A 16,824-nucleotide genomic window follows, 5' to 3' on the forward strand; every position below is an offset into this window, starting at 1 on the left:
GCGGGCCGAGATTTTGCCGGTATCGGCTCACACGCGCGGGTCGGCCACATCAAGCCCGTCCGGCGATTGAGGACAGAGCGACCGGAGGTCGCCTACGGGCGCAAAGCTCTCAGCAGGAGATCCGCGAGGTGGGCCGCCACCTCGGTCTGGGTCATGGAGCCCGCCGGGCGGTACCACGTCGACAGGTGGTGGATCGAGCCGAAGTGGTAGTCCACCACCAGGTCCGCGGGGGTCGCCGCCGAGAAGACCCCCTGCTTCTGGCCCTCCTCGATCAGCGCGCGGAAGCGTTCGTGGTAGCGGCGGCGTTCGGCCCGGACCTGCTTGTTCTTCTCCGGGCTCAGATGGTGCATCGAGCGGAAGAAGATCGACGCGTCGTCCAGGTTGTCGATGGTCGTCACGACCACGTCCGCCGCCGCGTCCCGCAGCCTCTGCTCCACGGGACCGTCCGCCTCGGCGAACGCGTCCAGGCGTTCCTGCTGGAGGCGCAGCACCCGGGCGTAGATCTCGTGGAGGAGGTCCTCCTTCGAGCCGAAGTAGTGGTAGAGCGCGCCCTTGGTGACTCCGGCCGCCTCCACGATCTCCTGGACCGAGGTGCGGTCGTAGCCGCGCTCGGCGAAGAGGCGGGTGGCGGCGGCCAGCAGCCTCTGGGGGACGGGCGTGCCGTTCCCGTCGGTCGTCCTGGCTGCCATGGGGCCGCCACCTTCCTCTCGTCGCGTGTACGTCTCAGTGCGGGGAACGCAGTTCCCGCCTGAGGATCTTCCCACTCGCCGTCTTCGGGAGTTCCGGCAGGATCTCCACCTCGCGCGGGTATTTGTACGCGGCGAGGCGTTCCTTGCAGTACGTACTGAGCTCGCCGGGCTCCAGCGAGGTGCCCGGCCGCAGGCTGACGTACGCCTTCACCGATTCGCCCCGGTACGCGTCGGGGATGCCGACGACCGCCGCCTCGCGCACCGCCGGGTGCGTGTACAGGACGTCCTCGACCTCGCGCGGCCAGACCTTGAAGCCCGATGCGTTGATCATGTCCTTCTTGCGGTCGACGACATAGAGCCAGCCGTCGGCGTCCATGAAGCCGATGTCGCCCGTACGCAACTCGCCGTCGGGGAAAGCCGCTTCGGTGGCTTCCGGCAGGCGCCAGTAGCCCGAGACGACCTGCGGTCCCCTCACCGCGATCTCGCCCTGTTCGCCGAAGGGGACGTCTTCGCCCTTCTCGTCGACGATACGGACGACCGTGTCGGGTCCCGGGACGCCGACCGAGAGCGTGCCCGAGACCGGGTCGACCGGGGCCTCATGCTCGGGCGGGACCGAGGCGCAGGGCGCGGTGCACTCGGTGAGTCCGTAGCCGTTGCGGATGTACGGGCCGAAGCCCGCCCGGAACTTCTCCACCAGGGCCGGCGGGACCGGCGCTCCGCCCGAGGAGATCACCTGGAAGGAGGCGAAGTGGTCGGGCGTGGCGCCCGGGGTCGCGGCGAGCGCCATGAAGGCGGTCGAGGGGCCCACCGTGTACGCGGGGCGGTGTTCGAGGAACGCGTCGAGCACGACGCCCGGGTGGAAGCGGTAGGCGAGGACCAGGGTGCCCGCGTTGGCGATGGAGGTGGCGAGTTCGCAGACCATGCCGGTGATGTGGAAGAGGGGCGCCAGGGCGAAGTAGGCCGAGCCCTCGGCTATGGGGTGGCCGGTGCGCTGGCGCTCGGCGTTGACCATGATGTTGCCGTGGGCGTTCATGGCGCCCTTGGGGGTGCCGCTGGTGCCCGAGGTGTAGCTGATCAACGCGACGTCGCTGGCGGCCGGTTCGCGGTCGGCGGGCGCGGTGTGGCCCTGGCGGGCGACGGACAGGAGATCTGCCGCGTCGGCCGCCTGCTCCAGGCGCTCGAAGTTCAGGACGCGCTCGTCGTTGCGGGTCTGGAGGTCGCGCTCGCAGGCGGTGAGGGCCGTACGGACCGGGGAGCCGGCCGCTGTTTCGCGCAGATACGACTCCCAGGCGCGGTCCGAGCAGATGAGGGCCGAGACCTCGGCGTCGCGCAGGACATGGCCGACCTCGCCCGACTTGTACATCGGGTTGAGCGGGACCACGACCGCCCCGGCCTTCCAGGCGCCGAGCAGCGCGAGCACGAAGTGCGGGCTGTTCTGCAGCATGATCGCCACGCGGTCGCCCTGCCGGATGCCCTCGGCGGCGAGGTGTCCGGCCACCGAGTCGGAGAGCGCGTCGGTCTCGCGGTAGCTGAGCCGGCCGTCGAAGTACGCGACGGCGGGGTGGTCGGGGGTGCGGGCCACGCTGTCGCGGAAGGCGTGCAGGACGGTCGCGCGGGGGTCGAGCGGGGCGCGCTGCGCCTCGGTGAGCCGGCCGAGCCAGGGCTTGGCGGCGTAGATCGACGTGGTTGCCTGCTCGGTCACTTGGCGGTCCCTTCCCACTTCTGCTGGAGGTGGTTCATGTTGCCGATCCAGCGGTCGGGGTCGGCGGCGCGCGCCTGGTAGTAGTCCGCGACCTCGGGGTGCGGCAGCACCAGGAAGCGGTCGTCGGCGATCGCCGCGAAGAGCGCTTCGGCCACGTCCTCGGGCTCGATGGCGGTCGGTGCCAGGACGAGGTCGCCCGCGGTGCCCGATGCCGTCAGCATGTCGGTGCGTACGCCCTGCGGGCAGATCGCGTGGACCTTGATGCCGCGGTGGCGGTAGGTGAGGGCGAGCCACTCGGCGAAGGCGAGCGCGCCGTGCTTGGTGACGCTGTACGGAGCCGCGCCGATCATGGTGAGCAGTCCGGCGGCCGAGACGGTGGAGACGAAGCGGCCCTCGCCGCGCTCCAGCCAGTCGGGGAGCAGTGCGCGGGCCGCCCGGACGTGGGCCATGACGTTCACGTCCCAGGCGGAGGCCCAGACGTCCTCGTCGGCGAAGGCGTCGCCGCCCGAGCCGAGGCCCGCGTTCGCGCAGTAGATGTCGATGGTCCCGCCGAGCGCCTCACGGGCCTCGGCGACGATTCCCGAGGCGTCGCCCGGGAGCGGGATCGCGCCGATGGCCTCGGCTGTCGCCTTGGTCTTGACCGGGTCCAGGTCGTTGACCACGACTCTGGCCCCCTCGGCGGCGAACCTGCGGGCCAGCGCGGCCCCGATCCCGCCGCCTGCTCCTGTGACCACGACGCCCGCGCCCTGGACGGTACTCATCTGGACCTGCCTCTCCCTTGAGTGCCTCAGCAGACTAACCAGTCGGTATGTGCCGATGGAAGGGGTTCGCGGACTACCCTGCGTGGCCATGACAGTCGGTGCGATCAAGGAGGTAGTCAAGTGAGCCTGTCCAGAAGGGGATTGCTGGCCGCGAGCGGGGCGCTCGGAGCCGCCGGCGTGGCGACTTCCGGTGCGGGTACGGCCGCCGCGCACGGCCGGGTGCGGACCGGATTCGACCGGCTGGCCGGTGACGGGTACCGGCTGCTCGCCGGACAGAAGGTCGGGATCGTCACGAATCCCACCGGTATCACCCAGGATGTACGGCACATCGTGGACGTCATGCACCCCGACCCCCGCATCGAGCTGACCGCGGTCTTCGGGCCCGAGCACGGGTTCAGGGGCACGGCCCAGGCGGGCGGCTCCGAGGGGCGCTACGACGACCCGGCGACCGGGCTTCCGGTCTACGACACGTACACCAAGAGCGGGCAGCCCCTCGCGGACATCTTCACCGCGTCCGGCGTCGACACCGTCGTCTTCGACATCCAGGACGCGGGCGCGCGCTTCTACACGTACATCTGGACGCTCTACGACTGCATGGAGGCGGCAGCCCTCGCCGGCAAGCGTTTCGTGGTCCTCGACCGGCCCAACCCCGTCACCGGGCGCGCCGCTCTGGGGCCCGTGCTGCACCCGGAGTTCGCGACGTTCGTGGGGCGCAAGCCGATCTCCCAGGCTCACGGGATGACGGTGACCGAACTGGCCCGGCTCTTCAACGGCGAGTACCTGGCGCAGCCGGTCGAGCTGGAGACCGTGGCGATGTCCGGCTGGCGGCGGCGCGACTTCTTCGACGCGACCGGGCTGCCGTGGGTGCCGCCGAGCCCCAACATGCCGACACCCGACACGGCGCTCGTCTACTCGGGCACCTGCCTCTTCGAGGGGACGAACCTCTCCGAAGGACGGGGCACCACACGGCCGTTCGAGCTGCTCGGCGCCGAGGGGATCGACGGGAAGTGGGCCGCGGCGGCCAATGAGCTGGGGCTCGACGGGGTGCGCTTCCGGGAGGCGTACTTCGCTCCGACCTTCTCCAAATTCCAGGGCAAGACGGTCGGCGGGGTCCAACTGCACGTCCAGGACCGGGAGTCCTTCGACCCGGTGCGCACCGCCGTGGGACTGCTGGTGACCGCCAAGCAGGTGTGGAACGGCTTCGCCTGGAGACCCGACAACTGGATCGACAAGCTGACGGGTTCGACCACGCTCCGCACCATGATCGACGCGGGGGCCTCCACCGACGAGGCGGTCGCGGCCTGGCAGGACGAACTGGCCGCGTTCCGTGCCGTACGGAAGCGGTATCTGGCCTATCACTGAGCCGTCTTCCGCAGGATGCTGAGGTCTATGACAGACGCGGGCGTGGAACCGTACCGGGAGATCACCTTTGACGCGGACGGGGACGTGGACCCCCGTGAACGCGACAGGCTGGCCGAGCTGGACGTCACCGATCTGGTGATGTTCACGCACGGCTGGAACAACAGCAGGCCGGTCGCGACCGCTCTCTACGAGCATTTCTTCGCGCCCATCCCGGGGCTGCTCTCGGGCGCCCGCTCCGTCCGCATCGGCTTCGCGGGTGTCATCTGGCCGTCCATGGCCTTCGCGGACCAGCCGATCCCGAACTTCCCGCACCGGTCGATCCTCTCCCAGGGACCGGCCCTCGACCCGGACACGGTGCAGGCGCTGCGCCGGGTGTTCCCCGGCCGGGACAGCACCGTCGAGCGGCTCGCGCAACTGCTGGACGAGCAGCCACAGGAGCGTGGCGCCTTCGACGAATTCGGGCTGCTCGTCCGGCAGTTGGTCGATGTGCCGTTCGGCAGCCTGGACTCGCGCTTCGCCCCAGACATGGGGCCCGACGACATGCCGCAGAGCGATCCGGCGATGCTCTACGAGGACACCCTCGCCACATGCACGGCCTTCACCGAGGCACTGGAGGAGACCGGGGTCGAGCAGGAGACGGCCTCGGCGCAGGAGATGTTCCTCGGCGAGGGCGGGCTGAAGCGGGTCTGGGCCGGGGCGAAGGAGCTGCTGCGGCAGGCGACGTACTACGCGATGAAGCGACGGGCCGGGACCATCGGCCAGCTGGGGCTCGGGCCGCTGCTCGGGCACCTGGCGCAGACCAGGCCCGATATGCGGGTCCATCTGGTCGGGCACAGCTTCGGGGCGCGGCTCGTCGGCTTCTCGCTGCGCGGGCTGCCGGACGGGGTCCGCAACGTGAAGTCGCTGACGATGCTCCAAGGGGCCTTCTCGCACTACGCGTTCACCGGCCATCTGCCGCACACCGTCGGCACGGGCGGCGCGCTGGGCGGGATGCAGGAGCGCGTCGACGGGCCCGTGGTCTGCTGCTACTCACACTTCGACACGGCGCTCGGGGTGATCTATCCGCTGGCCTCGAAGCTCACCGGCGACTCGGCGAGCCTGGCCGCCGACGACCAGCGGTGGGGGGCGCTCGGACACGACGGGATCCAGGCCGTGGAACACATCGCGCAGCTCACCCTCGCCGACGCGCTGGGCGGGGAGTTCCCGAAGTCGGGGTGCGTGAACATCGATGCGGCCGCCGTCGTACGCAACGGCGACCCGCCCGGCGGGGCGCACGGCGACATCCTGCACGAGGAGCTGGCGAAGGTGGTGCTGGCGGCGGGCCGGATCGGCACTGCCTGATCCGCCGGCCCGCCGCCGCGCCTCCTAGCGGTGGGAGGGGAATTCGACGACCTGCTGGTACGTCGGGCGGTTCTGCCACTGCATCGGCCAGAACTTCAGGCCACCCAGCGGACGGTGGATGATCGCGTCCGCGCACCACTGGTCACCGGCGGAGCAACTGTCGTCCCCCGGGTAGACCTGGGCCGGGGTCTTCGCCGCCGCCTGGGCGAGTGTGGCGAGCAGGGCATCGCGGCAGGCGCCCGGATCGCCGCTGCCGCAGAGGGACTTGGGGAGCCAGCCCTTCACCGGCTGCCCGAGCACCGTACGGATGTCCTTGTCGACATAGCTCCACCAGCCGTACTGGAACGCCGACCCGGCGTGCCCGCCGGTCGGCCCCTGGCTCGCGGACGGCGACTGGTCGACGGAGAGGTTCGCGGTGAGTTTGGCGTAGAGGTCGTCGCCCAGGGCCGGCTTGAACTCCGACTCCACGAGCAGCGGCCACCAGGCGTCCATGATCCGTACCGCGTCCGGGTGACTGTAGACGTGGGAGCTCTGTGCGTTCTCCTTGCGCTGAGTGCCGGCGGCCGACCAGGACTCCAGCTGCTGGACCGCCTGGGCTGCGGCCGGGTCGGTGACCGGCTTGGAGCGCAGCATCTTGAGCAGTTCGGGCAGGACGTCCTCGCCGCGCAGATCCGTGACGGCGGCCTGCGCCATCGCCCGGGTCAGCGAGGCGCGGGTGACGCCGCCCTGCTTCACCAGGGCCGCGACGCGGTCCTCCAGGAGATCGACGCGGTGGACGGGGCCGTTGCCGAAGCCGGCCGAAGTGAACTCCTTGGCCTGCTTGTTGTTCCAGGAAACGTAGTAGTCCTGGCCCACGGACTGAGGGTGCTGGGCGGCCGGGGTGAGGTCCATGGTGTTGCGGGCGGGGTCGAAGTTCTTCCACTCGTACGCCTGCTCGGCCTTGACGGGGAACGAGGCGTCGACTCCGGCGGCGCGCACCGGATTCATCCCGCTGTTGAAGTACGCCGCCTCACGGGAGTCCGCGTAGAACCAGTTGAAGGCGTAGCCGATGTGGTCGGCCGCCTGCTGGAAGGTCTTGGCGTCCTTCACGTACGAGGGGTCGTTGAGCATCTGGAAGCCGACGATGGAGTCGGCCTCGTGGCGGTAGGTGGAGCGCAGTGAGGTGTACGCGACGGGCTTGCCGCCGACCGTGGCGCGGTGGGTGACGATGCCGTAGTTCGTGCGCCAGACCTGCATGCGGTAGGAGCCCGCGGCACTCGAGTCGGCGACCGTGGGCGTCCAGGAGTTGGTCTTCTCCATCTTCTCCATCGGGGTGCAGACGCCCCGGTAGAGGTAGTGGGTGTCGTCCTGGCAGAGCTCGACGGCATAGGTGTCGGTGATGTCCTGGCCCGCGGAGGTGGCGGACCAGGCGTAGTCCTGGCCGCGGCCCAGCTGGATGTACATGCCGACGCCCGCGAAGGAGACGCCGCGTGCGCTGATGCCCGGACCCTGGAGCTCCTGGAGCATCAGGAGCTGGGGCAGGAAGTAGCCGGTCTGCGGGCCGAAGACGGCGACCGGGTTTCCGCTCGCGGTGTGCTGCCCGGAGACGACCAGGGCATTGGACATGCCCTTCTTCTGGCTGAACAGGTCGGCGGGCAGCACCCCCTTGTCGTACATGCCCTGCAGCGGCTTGAGCTTCGCGGGGGCCTTCACCGGGGTCCGGGCCGCGGTCTTCGCGCCGCCTGTGCGGTCGTAGACCAGCGGTTCGGATTTCACCGAGCCGGGGTCGGGCAGCGCGGCGCCGCGCGGGTCGGCGGGCTTGCCCGCGTACGGGAAGCTCGTGCCGTCGTGGACGGTGAGGGTGGCCTCCGGGTCGTTGCGCATCCGGAAGGTCTCCCAGACCTTGGTGCCCTCCGCGACGCCGTACTTCTGCTGCGCGGCGAGCAGCGAGATGGCGGACTGGACCTCGCCGCCCCCGCCGCCGCCGAAGAGGCCGCCGACGACCGAGGCGAGCGCGATCATGTCGGTGACCTTGAAGGGCTGGATCTCACCGGAGTTGGTGATCGCGTTGATCTTGCCCGTCAGGACGTACTCGCCGGGGAAGTAGCGGCCGTCCTTGGACTTCTGGCGGTAGGAGTTGATGCCGTCGACGTACGCCTGCGCGTCGGCCATGGCCTGCTTGCCGCGCTCGCCCTGGGTGGTGGAGATGGAGTCGACCTGCGCCTGGAGGTCCGCTTCCGTGTACGGGGCCTGCGGCCAGAACTCCTGCTCCAGGCCCTGGTTGGCGAGGGCGCCGCCCGCGAAGGAGGTCAGCTCGCCGCGGCCGATGTGGCGGAAGAGGTCCATGAGCCAGAGACGGTCCTGGCCTGCCGCGTAACCGGCGCCGAACTCGGTTCCGTAGCGCGTCGTGCCCTTGATGTGCGGGACGCCGGTCTTCTTGTCGCGTGTGATCGAGACATCGTCGCGGGGCCTGGTGACGGACTCGACCTGGTCGCCGGGGACGCCGAAGGAGGCGTCGTTGAAGAAGTCGCTCAGCTTCGCGTCGGTGAGGGATCCCGCTCCTGCCGCCAGGGCGTCGTAGGGACCCATCTGGTCGGCGCTGTGGGCCGGGCGGGTGCCGAGTGCGCGGTGGGCCAGGATCGCGGCGAGGGTGGCGTTGCCGTTCTCGCCGGGCGGCAGGATGTCGTTGCACTGACCCGTGCAGTAGTCGGTGACCGGGGCGGGATCCGCCGCTGTCGCCTGGGGCAGGGGAGCGAGAAGCGCCGTACCGAGGGCAAACACCGTTGCCGCGACGGCAGTTCTGAGCTTTGCGGTGCGTGGTCGCATGCGTGCTCCTTGTGAGGGCCGATGCGCGGGAGGTTACTGGCGAGGTGACCCGTCAGTAAGGTGAACATGCGTCACCTTTTCGGAATCGCCACACTGCCACCCGGAAGGGCGCATCGGTGATGGCAGCCATCCGAAATTGGATGGAGCCAAAACGGGCAGTCGTACGTCTATCCCTCAACGCCGAAGTACAAGCGACGGAGGTGGACGTGCGATGGCCGGATTCCGGAGTCTCGCGAGACAGGTGCGCGATCCGCGCAACGACCTTGCGCTGCGGAGGTATTCGCTGCGCAAGTGCCTGGAGAGGTTTGCCCCCTACGGGCACCGCGCCACCTGGGACCATCTGTGTTCCAGGCATCACATCGAACCCGAGGACCGAGATCCGGATCCGGCGCGGCTGGTGGCCGCGCTCGACGAACTGGAAGAGGCGCGAGCCGTCTGGCTCGCCTACGAGGCGGAGTTCGCGGAGCGCCGCAAGCGCGAGAAGCACGACGGTCTGCGGCGGCCAGGATCCTTCGACGACTGGCACCGGCGCACCTGGGGAGGGTGCGGGGTGGCGTGGTGCGCCGACCCCGCCGTGCACCCTTCGGCGCCCCTGGCCGAGGTTCTGCGACGGCTGATTTCCGCCCTTCGGGCCGATCCGGGCGCAAGCTGCCCCGTCTGTGACGGGAACGCCGTGATCTGGGTCCAGGATCTGGCCCACGAACCGTGGTCGGGTCCCGGCTGCACCGGCTGCGGAATTCTGGTGCCGCAGCCCGTTCTGACCTCCGAGGCTCTTCTCCGCTCGAAGCGCCGCAGGGACGTACAGCGCAGGGAACTGGCGTCGGTGGCCTGAACTCCTGGGACGCCTGTGCCCATGGCCGTACCCAGGGCCCGTACCCAGGGCCCGTACCCAGGGCCCGTTCCTAGGACCGGGCGGCCGGGCGTTCCGGGAGGAGCCGCGAGCCGGCGATGCGCTCGCCGACGACGTCGTCCGGGTTGGACAGGACGCAGGTCTCCAGGGAGAGGCAGCCGCAGCCGATGCAGTCGGTGAGGTGGTCGCGGAGGCGGCCGAGCCGGGTGATGCGCTCGTCGAGCTCGGAGCGCCAGGCCGCCGAGAGCCGCGACCAGTCCTCCTTGTTGGGGGTACGCCCCTCGGGGAGTTCGGCGAGGGCGTCCCTGATGGTGGCCAGCGGGATGCCGACGCGCTGCGCCGCGCGGACGAAGGCGACGCGACGCAGCGCGTCGCGGCTGTACCGGCGCTGGTTGCCCGAGGTCCTACGGCTGCTGATCAGGCCCTTGGCCTCGTAGAAGTGGAGGGCGGAGACGGCGGCGCCGCTGCGTGCGGACAGCTGGCCGACCGTGAGCTCGTGGATCTTCTCTGGAATCTGCGGCACCCCTGGAACCCTACTGCCCGTCGTTGACAGATACGGCCGGGTCCGACGATGCTGAGCAAGCGCTTAGACATGGTGATGGACACGGGAAAGGCAGGGACTGGGACATGGCAGAGCCGAAGATCTTCGCGTCGGCGGAGGAGCTGCGGGCCGGGGTCGGCGAGCAGCTGGGTTACAGCGACTGGCTGGAGATCGAGCAGAAGCGGATCGATCTGTTCGCCGAGGCCACCGGTGACCACCAGTGGATTCACGTGGACGCCGAGAAGGCCGCCGCGGGTCCCTTCGGGACGACGATCGCGCACGGCTATCTCACCCTGTCGCTGCTGCCCGCGCTCGTCCCGCAGGTCATGCGCGTCGAGAACATGAAGATGGGCATCAACTACGGCACCAACAAGGTCCGTTTCCCCGCCACCGTGCCGGTCGGCTCGCGGCTGCGCGCGACGGCCGTGCTGACCGACGCCACCGAGGTCGGCGGGGGCGGCGTCCAGGTGACGGCGACGGTGACCATCGAGCGCGAGGGCGCGGACAAGCCGGTCTGTGTCGCCGAGTCGGTGTCGCGCTACTACTTCTGAGCGGTCGGGGCCGAGACCATCCGCAGGACGAGGTCGGCGTAGAACGCGCCGACCTCGTCGGGCGTTCTGCGGCCCTCCGTCTTGAACCAGCGGGCGACGTCGATGCACAGCGAGAGCACGGCGAGAGTGGTCCCGGGGACGTAGGGGACGTCGAACTCCCCTGCTTCCACACCGTCGTCGATGATGCGGCGTACGGCCGCGTCGCTGCGCCGGCGCAGTTCGATGATCTCGGTGCGGTGCTCGGGGGCGAGCGCGTCGAGTTCGTACTGGACGACGCGCGCCGTCATGTGGTGTCCGGCGTGCCAGCGTACGAACTGCCGCACGGCCGAGGCGAGCCGCTCGGCGGCCGTGCCCTCGGCGTCCGCCGCCGTCTCCAGGATCTCCAGGGCCTTTTCGTGGCCGATCCGGCTGATCCGGTGGAGCAGCTCTTCCTTGGTCTTGTAGTGGATGTAGAGCGCGGCGGGGCTCATGCCGGCGCGGCCCGCGATGTCACGGGTGGTCGTCGCGTGGTAGCCGCGTTCGGCGAAGGCCTCCACGGCGGCGACGAGCAGCCTCCGGGCAGCCTCGGGACCGACCTCGGCCCACGGCACGTCCTCGCCGCCGACTGTCTCCTCCGCCGTGCCCATTGCTCGCCCCTTCCGGCGTCTGTCCAGGAGGAACACCTTACCCCGGAGGGTGAGCAAGCGCTTAGGCGCAGTTTCCCGCGGGGCGGGTCACAGCTTCCGCAGGGGGTCGTGCGCCGTGAGCAGTTCCTCCAGGCGTGCCTGGTCGACGCGGTTCACGATCTGTCCGGCCTCCTGCCGGTCCCTGATCACCTTGGCGAGGGTGAAGGCGGAGGTGGTGAGGTAGAGGACGGCGATGGCGAGGAAGGCGCGCACCCAGGCGCTGGCTTCCAGCTGGAAGATGCCGATGGCCGTGGCGGCCATGGCGATGCCGAAGGAGGCGACGGCCTGGCCGTAGTACGCCCCGGTGGTCTGCTGTTTGACCGGTGTCTCACTCATGTCCGACAGCACGAGGCGGATGCGGCCCGGGCCGCATCCGCTCTCGTACTCACTTACGTACCTGGGGAGTTGGGGCCTCAGAAGGCGGAGACCCCCGTCAGGGCGCGGCCGATGACCAGCTTCTGGATCTGGCTGGTGCCCTCGTACAGGGTCATCACACGGGCGTCGCGCACCAGCTTGCCCGCCGGGTACTCGTCGATGAAGCCGTAGCCGCCGAAGACCTGGAGGGCGTTGTTGGCGGCCCGTACCGCCGCCTCGGAGGCGAAGAGCTTCGCCGTGGAGGCCTCGGTGACGAAGGGCTTGCCCCGGTCGATCAGGTCGGCGACGCGCCAGGTGAGAAGGCGGGCCGCATCCACGTCCACCGCGATGTCGGAGAGCATCTCCTGGACCAGTTGGTGGTGGGCGATGGTCCTGCCGAACTGCTCGCGTTGCGTGGAGTACTTGAGTGCGCAGTCCAGCGCCGCCTGGGCTATGCCGACGCAGCCGGCCGCGACCGACATCCGGCCCTTGGCCAGGGCCGACATGGCGACCGAGAAGCCCTTGCCCTCGGGGGCCATCATCGCGGAGGCGGGGACGCGGACGTCCTCGAAGTTCAGCTCGGCGGTGGCCTGGCCGCGCAGGCCCAGCTTGCCGTGGATGGTGGTGCGGGTGAGGCCCGGGGTGTCCGTGGGGACCAGGAACGCGGAGACGCCCTTGTGGCCGGGGGCGTCGGTGGAGCGGGCGAAGAGGAGGACGACGTCGGCCCAGGTGCCGTTGGTGATGAACATCTTGGAGCCGTTGATCACGTAGTCGTCGCCGTCACGGACCGCGCGGGTGGTGAGGTTGCCCGCGTCGGACCCCGTGCCCGGTTCGGTGAGGCCGAAGCAGCCGATCAGTTCGCCTGAGGTGAGGCCGGGGAGGTACTGCTGCTTCTGGGCCTCGGTGCCCCAGTGGGCGATCGTCTTCGCGACCAGGCCGAGCGAGACCGAGACGATGCCGCGGACCGAGGAGTCGCCGCGGCCGAGCTCTTCGGTGACGAGGCAGTACGCGAGGTGGTCGCCTTCGGAGCCGCCGTACTCCTCGGGGATCGTGAGGCCGAGGAAGCCGAGTGCACCGAGCTTCTTGACGATGGAGCGGTCCACGTTCTCGGCGCGGTCCCACTCGACGACGTGCGGGGTGATCTCGCGGTCGACGAAGTCCTTGGCCAGCTGCCGGACTGCGGACTGCTCCTCGCTGAGCTCCAGGTTCATCCTCGGACACCTCTTTTAATTAGCACTGCTAGTTTCTTGGCTTCAGGGCCTACTATGTGCGCCATGGCCCGCCCACGCAAGCCCCTGCTCAGCCGGGAGCGCATCGTCGAGACAGCAGGCGCCCTGGTGGACGCCGAAGGGCTCGACGCCGTCTCCACGCGCCGGCTCGCCGCCGAGCTCGGGGTCAGCGGACCCTCGCTCTACAACCACTTCCGCAACAAGGACGAGATCCTGGACGCGGTCGCCGACGCGCTGTCCGCCCGGATCGACCTGTCGATGTTCGAGGAGGGCGACGCCCGGGACTGGCGCGGCGCCCTGCACGACTGGGCCGTCTCCTACCGGGCAGTGCTCACCGACCATCCGCATGTGGTCCCGGTGCTGGCCCGCGGTCCCGGGCGGCGGCCCGCGGGGCTGCGGGTGGCCGACGCGGTCTTCGGGGCGATGGTGCGGGCCGGATGGCCGCCCGCCCAGGCCACGTACATCGGCGCACTGATGCGGTACTTCATCACCGGCTCCGCGCTGGGGTCCTTCGCGCGCGGGTTCGTCGACGACCGCGACGCCTACGATCCGGCCGACTATCCCCACCTCGGGCAGGCGCATCTGCTGGCCGAGCGGCAGGAGAAGGTCGACGAAGGGGCCTTCGAGACGGGGCTGCGGGCGCTTCTGGACGGGCTTGCCCTGCAGTACGAGACAGTTCGGTCCGCGCCGAAGAGTCGCTGACGCAGACTGGGGCCATGGCTGCCAGGGAACTTGCTTCGTTCGCCGCACTGCTCGCCGACGAGACCCGCGCCGGGTTCTGCCTCGCGCTGCTCGACGGGCGGGCCTGGACGGCGGGTGAGCTGGCCCGTTCCGCCGGGGTGGCCGCCTCGACCGCCAGCGAGCATCTCGGCAAGCTCGTCGCGGGCGGGCTGCTGGCCGAGGAGCGGCAGGGGCGGCATCGGTACGTACGCCTGGCGGACGAGCGGATCGCGCACCTGGTGGAGGAGCTGACCTCGTACGCGGGCGACGGCGAGACCGCGTCGCCGCGCGGGCTGCGGGCGGTGAACGTGGAGGCCGCGCTGGCGCGGGGGCGGACCTGTTACGACCATCTCGCGGGACGCCTGGGCATCGCGATCACCGAGGCGATGGCGGGGCGGGGGCTGCTCGTGACGGATGCGGGGGTCGCGCTCAGCGGTGAAGGGCTGGACTGGTTCGCGGAGTTGGGGATCGCGCTCGAGGCGCCGGGGCGGCGGCCGCTCGTACGGACCTGTCTGGACTGGACCGAGCGGAAGCCGCATCTGGCGGGGGTCGCCGGGGCGGCGCTGTGCCGGCACGCACTGGACGCGGGGTGGTGCGAGCGGGTGGGGAGCGGGCGGGCCGTGCGGGTGACCGGGGCCGGGGAGCGGGCGCTGGGTGCGGCGCTGGGGGTGGGGGCGGAGTCGCTGCGGTGACAGCTCCCTCCGCCCCCTGGGCGCACTAGAAAACCACCAGTGCGCGGCCGCCCTTGCCCGCGGTCATGTTGTCGAAGGCCGCGGGGATGCCGTCCAGGGCGATGTGTTCCGTCACCAGCGCGCTCAGGTCGAAGCGGCCTGCCCGTACGTGGTCCGCGATGACCGGGAGGTCCGCCGCCGGGTTGGAGTTGCCGTACACGCAGCCCGCCAGGGTGCGGCCCCAGTGGAAGAGCTCCAGGGCGTTGAAGGTGACCTGCTGGTCCTTGCCGCCGATGCCCACCACCGTCGTGCGGCCGCCTCGGCGGGTCGACTCCCAGGCGGTGCGGATCGTGATCGCGCGGCCCACGCACTCGACCGCCACGTCCACGCCCTGGCCGCCGGTGAGCTTGCGGATGTCCTTGGCGGTCGTCTCGGAAGCGATGACGTACTCCGTGGCGCCCGCGGCCCGGGCCAACTCCTCCTTCTCCGGGGAGACATCGACCGCGATGATCTTCGAGGCGCCGGCGATGCGGGCGGACTGGAGGGTGGCCAGGCCTACGCCGCCGACTCCGTACACCGCCACCGTCTCGCCCTCGCGGACCTGCGCGGAGTGGTGGATCGCGCCGTAACCGGTGAGGACCGCGCAGCCGAGCAGCGCGGCATCGGTGAGCGGGATGCCTTCGGGGGCGGGGATGGCGCAGTTGGCCGCGACGACCGTCTCTTCGGCGAACGCGGCCACGTTCAGGCCGGGGTGGAGGTCCGTGCCGTCCGCCGTACGGGCGTAGACGTTGGCCGCGCCGGAGAGCGCGTTGGCGCAGAGCCAGACCTCGCCGAGGGTGCAGGGGTGGCAACTCCCGCAGGACGGGGCCCAGTTGAGGATCACACCGTCGCCGGGGGCGACGTGGGTGACGCCCTCGCCGACGGAGACGACCGTACCGGCGCCCTCATGGCCCAGGACTGCGGGGACCGGTACCCGCATGGTGCCGTTGGTGAGGGAGAGGTCGGAGTGGCAGACGCCGGCGGCGGCGAGGCGGACCCTGACCTGGCCGGGTCCGGGCTCGGGGAGGTCGATGTCGGCGATCTCCAGCGGGGAGCCGACGGCGGGCAGGATGGCGGCGCGGACCATGAAAGGGGGTCTCCTGGCTCAGAACTGGAGGGACTTGGTCTGGAGGTACTCGGCGAGGCCGTGCGAGCCGAGCTCGCGGCCCACGCCCGACTGCTTGTAACCGCCGAAGGGGGCAAGGGGGTTGAAGCGGCCGCCGTTGATGTCGACCTGGCCGGTGTCCATGCGGCGGGCGAAGGCCACGGCCTCCGCGGGCTCGGCCGCCCAGACCGCGCCCGCGAGACCGTAGACGGTGCCGTTGGCGATGCGCAGGGCGTCGTCCTCGTCCTCGTACTTGAGGATCGAGACGACCGGGCCGAAGATCTCCTCCTGGGCGATCGTCATCTCGGGCGTGACGTCCGCGAAGACGGTGGGGCTGACGTAGTAGCCAATCGCCAGGGGGGCTTCGGGGCCGCCCGCGACCAGGCGCGCGCCCTCCTCGATGCCCTTCTCGATGTAACCGCGGACCCGCGCCTGCTGCTTGGCGTTGACCAGCGGGCCGACGCGCTCGCCGGGCGTGTACTTGGCGACGGCCGTCTTCGCCAGCTCGACGGCCTCCTCGTACTGATCGGCGTGGACCAGCATGCGGGTCCAGGCGCTGCACGTCTGGCCGGAGTTGCCCATGACGTTGGCGACGCCGACGTTGACGGCCTTGGCCAGGTCGGCGGAAGGCAGGATGACGTTGGCGGACTTGCCGCCGAGTTCGAGGGCGACCTTCTTGACGGCCGCGCCCGCCGTGGCACCGATCTGCCGGCCGACGGCCGTGGAGCCGGTGAAGGAGACCAGGTCCACGCCCTCGTGCTCGGCCAGGGCCTGGCCCGCGACTGCGCCGATGCCCGTCACCAGGTTGAAGACACCGGCCGGGATGCCTGCCGCGTCGACGGCCTCGGCGAAGAGCTGCGCCGTGAGGGGGGTGTCCTCGGCGGGCTTCAGTACGACCGTGCAGCCTGCCGCGAGCGCCGGGGCGACCTTGGCGACGACCTGGTGCAGCGGGTAGTTCCAGGGGGTGATCGCACCGACCACGCCGAGCGGCTCCGCGTAGACCGTGGAATTGCCGACCTTCTCCTCGAAGGCGTACGTGGCGGCCAGTTCGGCGTACGAGCCCGCGACGAGGACCGGCACCCCCGCGTGCACCATCTGCGAGAACTGCAGCGGTGCGCCCAGCTCGGCGGTGACCGTCTCGGCGATCTCGTCCTTGCGGGCGGCCAGTTGGTCGCGCAGCGCGGTGATCAGCGCGGCGCGCTCGGCGGGCGCGGTGGCGGCCCAGGCGGGGAAGGCCTCGCGGGCGGCGCGTACCGCGGCGTCGACGTCCTGCGCCGTGCCGGCCGGCACGTGGCCGATGACCTGCTCGTCCGCGGGGTTCACCACCACAATCGTGTCCGCGGTGGCGGCGGGGCGCCAGGCGCCGCCGATGTACATGCCGTCGTGGGCCTTCATGGCACTCCTCCAGAGACTGCGGGTGTCGTCCACGCCCAAACTAG

At 70.6% G+C, this 16,824-nt stretch carries 16 protein-coding genes; 6 read left to right on the forward strand and 10 right to left on the reverse strand.

Annotation, left to right across the window (positions count from 1 at the left end; genetic code table 11):
* Positions 1–92 precede the first annotated feature (92 nt).
* From AB0H78_RS16260 to AB0H78_RS16270, 3 genes are read right to left on the reverse strand one after another with little or no spacing between them, the layout of a single operon-like run.
* Positions 93–689 (reverse strand): TetR/AcrR family transcriptional regulator, encoded by a 597-nt coding sequence (locus AB0H78_RS16260; protein WP_363235031.1) that lies wholly within the window; start codon positions 687–689, stop codon positions 93–95.
* 34 nt (positions 690–723) lie between these two features.
* A complete protein-coding gene (locus tag AB0H78_RS16265; RefSeq protein ID WP_363235032.1) occupies positions 724–2,391 on the reverse strand; it encodes an AMP-binding protein in 1,668 nt (555 codons plus the stop codon).
* Positions 2,388–3,152 carry an SDR family oxidoreductase gene (locus AB0H78_RS16270; RefSeq protein ID WP_363235033.1) on the reverse strand — a complete coding sequence of 255 codons (765 nt, stop codon included), beginning with the start codon at positions 3,150–3,152 and terminating at the stop codon, positions 2,388–2,390. The genes AB0H78_RS16265 and AB0H78_RS16270 overlap by 4 nt, the downstream gene beginning before the upstream one ends.
* Before the next feature lie 120 nt (positions 3,153–3,272).
* Between AB0H78_RS16270 and AB0H78_RS16275 the strand changes: the two genes are divergently transcribed.
* Positions 3,273–4,514 (forward strand): DUF1343 domain-containing protein, encoded by a 1,242-nt coding sequence (locus AB0H78_RS16275; RefSeq protein WP_363235034.1) that lies wholly within the window; start codon positions 3,273–3,275, stop codon positions 4,512–4,514.
* 27 nt (positions 4,515–4,541) lie between these two features.
* Positions 4,542–5,855 carry a serine-threonine protein kinase gene (locus AB0H78_RS16280; protein WP_363235035.1) on the forward strand — a complete coding sequence of 438 codons (1,314 nt, stop codon included), beginning with the start codon at positions 4,542–4,544 and terminating at the stop codon, positions 5,853–5,855.
* Positions 5,856–5,879: 24 nt separating this feature from the next.
* Here the strand turns inward: AB0H78_RS16280 and AB0H78_RS16285 are convergent, their stop codons facing one another.
* Positions 5,880–8,660, reverse strand: a complete 2,781-nt coding sequence (locus tag AB0H78_RS16285; RefSeq protein WP_363235036.1) for a penicillin acylase family protein — start codon at positions 8,658–8,660, stop codon at positions 5,880–5,882.
* 211 nt (positions 8,661–8,871) lie between these two features.
* On the opposite strand from AB0H78_RS16285, the gene AB0H78_RS16290 reads away from it, so the two are divergent.
* Positions 8,872–9,492, forward strand: a complete 621-nt coding sequence (locus AB0H78_RS16290) for a hypothetical protein (RefSeq protein ID WP_363235037.1) — start codon at positions 8,872–8,874, stop codon at positions 9,490–9,492.
* 70 nt (positions 9,493–9,562) lie between these two features.
* On the opposite strand, the gene soxR is transcribed toward AB0H78_RS16290, so the two are convergent.
* Positions 9,563–10,033 (reverse strand): redox-sensitive transcriptional activator SoxR, encoded by a 471-nt coding sequence (gene soxR, locus AB0H78_RS16295; RefSeq protein ID WP_363235038.1) that lies wholly within the window; start codon positions 10,031–10,033, stop codon positions 9,563–9,565.
* A 104-nt stretch (positions 10,034–10,137) separates the two neighbouring features.
* Between soxR and AB0H78_RS16300 the strand changes: the two genes are divergently transcribed.
* On the forward strand, positions 10,138–10,602 hold the full coding sequence (locus AB0H78_RS16300) for a MaoC family dehydratase (protein WP_363235039.1): 465 nt from the start codon (positions 10,138–10,140) through the stop codon (positions 10,600–10,602).
* Here the strand turns inward: AB0H78_RS16300 and AB0H78_RS16305 are convergent.
* From AB0H78_RS16305 to AB0H78_RS16315, 3 genes are all read right to left on the reverse strand, one after another.
* Entirely contained in the window at positions 10,593–11,228 is a 636-nt protein-coding gene (locus AB0H78_RS16305) for a TetR/AcrR family transcriptional regulator (RefSeq protein WP_363235040.1), read from the reverse strand. The two genes, AB0H78_RS16300 and AB0H78_RS16305, sit on opposite strands and share 10 nt — an antisense overlap.
* A gap of 87 nt (positions 11,229–11,315) precedes the next feature.
* The gene (locus AB0H78_RS16310; protein ID WP_363235041.1) at positions 11,316–11,603 is read right to left on the reverse strand and encodes a YiaA/YiaB family inner membrane protein; all 288 of its coding nucleotides are present in this window, start codon (positions 11,601–11,603) and stop codon (positions 11,316–11,318) included.
* 77 nt (positions 11,604–11,680) lie between these two features.
* Positions 11,681–12,832 carry an acyl-CoA dehydrogenase family protein gene (locus AB0H78_RS16315; protein ID WP_363235042.1) on the reverse strand — a complete coding sequence of 384 codons (1,152 nt, stop codon included), beginning with the start codon at positions 12,830–12,832 and terminating at the stop codon, positions 11,681–11,683.
* A 63-nt stretch (positions 12,833–12,895) separates the two neighbouring features.
* Here AB0H78_RS16315 and AB0H78_RS16320 point away from each other — a divergent pair, with 63 nt between their 5' ends.
* Positions 12,896–13,552 (forward strand): TetR/AcrR family transcriptional regulator C-terminal domain-containing protein, encoded by a 657-nt coding sequence (locus AB0H78_RS16320; protein WP_363235043.1) that lies wholly within the window; start codon positions 12,896–12,898, stop codon positions 13,550–13,552.
* Between the two features lie 14 nt (positions 13,553–13,566).
* Positions 13,567–14,262 (forward strand): winged helix-turn-helix domain-containing protein, encoded by a 696-nt coding sequence (locus AB0H78_RS16325; RefSeq protein WP_363235044.1) that lies wholly within the window; start codon positions 13,567–13,569, stop codon positions 14,260–14,262.
* Between the two features lie 25 nt (positions 14,263–14,287).
* Here the strand turns inward: AB0H78_RS16325 and AB0H78_RS16330 are convergent, their stop codons facing one another.
* Both AB0H78_RS16330 and AB0H78_RS16335 read right to left on the reverse strand, forming a co-directional pair.
* Complete coding sequence (locus tag AB0H78_RS16330; protein WP_363235045.1) at positions 14,288–15,367, reverse strand: Zn-dependent alcohol dehydrogenase; 1,080 nt, start codon at positions 15,365–15,367, stop codon at positions 14,288–14,290.
* A gap of 18 nt (positions 15,368–15,385) precedes the next feature.
* Positions 15,386–16,780, reverse strand: coding sequence for an aldehyde dehydrogenase family protein (locus tag AB0H78_RS16335; protein ID WP_363235046.1), 1,395 nt, complete (start codon positions 16,778–16,780; stop codon positions 15,386–15,388).
* Between the last annotated feature and the right edge of the window lie 44 nt (positions 16,781–16,824).

Source organism: Streptomyces sp. NPDC050738 (assembly GCF_040654175.1).
GTDB lineage: Bacteria > Actinomycetota > Actinomycetes > Streptomycetales > Streptomycetaceae > Streptomyces.